A 1,174-nucleotide genomic window follows, 5' to 3' on the forward strand; every position below is an offset into this window, starting at 1 on the left:
CGCCCAGTCGCCGAGGGGCGCGGCGCGGGCGGCGGCGCGGAAGGCCAGCACGGCGACCAGGGGAATCGCGAGCAGCCACCACGGCCGCAGCAGCGCGTAGGCGTCGAGGACGGTCATCGCGGGATGCCCCGGCAGTGGGGAGGGCCCCCCTCTCCCCGCGTGCGGGGAGAGGCCCGGCCGCACCTCGTCGTGCGGCCGGGAAGCGGAGGCGAAGCCGAGGCGGCGGTGAGGGGACGGTGCCCTGGGAGGCTCGCCGGTCGAAGCCCCCTCACCGTCGGCTGCCGCCTCGCCGCGACGACGACGGGGTCGTCGCGGCCCTCTCCCCGCGTGCGGGGAGAGGGGATGCGCGAAACGGTCGGCGGCAAGGCGGGCACGAGCCCGCGCGCTGGCATCATCCCCGCCTCCGGGAAGCCAGGAGCAGCCCGGCGCAGGCGAAGGCGAGCGCCGCCGGCCAGGGCCAGAGGTCGCGGCGCAGGGGCACCGGGGGGGCCTTGGCGCGGCCGCCCTCCAGGGTGTCGATGGCGTCGGCCACCGCGACGAGGTCGTCGGTGGTCCGCACCCGGAACGCCTTGCCGCCGGTGATCTCGGCCATCTCGCGCAGCGTCTCGGTGTCGACCACGTCCTGCTCGCCGTCGGCGTCGGCCATGTCGCGGGGGCCGAGGGCGATGGTGTAGACCTTGATGCCGAGGTCCCTGGCCAATGCCGCCACGTCCCGCGGCGTGGTCTGGCCGGCGTTGTTGGCGCCGTCGGAGAGCAGGATCACCGCCTTCGAGGACGCGACCGGCTGGCCGTCGATGCCGGAATCCTTCGGATCGAGCCGGCGCAGCGCCAGCCCGAGGCCGTCGCCGATGCCGGTGGAGCGGCCGACGAGGCCGATCGTCGCCTCCTCCAGGGCCCGCGCCACGCTCGCCGTGTCGAAGGTGAGCCCGGCCGCGACGAAGGCCTGGTCGGCGAAGATCACCAGGCCGATGCGGTCGCCGGCGCGGCGGCGGATGAAGTCGGCGCCCACGCGCTTGACCGCGACGAGGCGGTTCACGGTCTCGCCGTCGAGCGAGAAGTCGCGCCGCTCCATCGAGCCGGACAGGTCCATCGCCAGCATGATCTCGCGGCCCGAGGCCGGCAGGGCGGTGGCCGGCAGGACGAGGCGGGGCCCGGCGAGCGCGACGACGAGGGC

At 76.1% G+C, this 1,174-nt stretch carries 1 protein-coding gene; it reads right to left on the reverse strand.

Annotated features, from left to right (window positions below):
- Positions 1 to 391 precede the first annotated feature (391 nt).
- On the reverse strand, positions 392 to 1,174 hold a 783-nt coding region (locus tag FV223_RS28120), incomplete at its 5' end, for a VWA domain-containing protein (protein ID WP_147729939.1).

Source organism: Methylobacterium sp. WL116 (assembly GCF_008039455.1).
Taxonomy (GTDB): domain Bacteria; phylum Pseudomonadota; class Alphaproteobacteria; order Rhizobiales; family Beijerinckiaceae; genus Methylobacterium.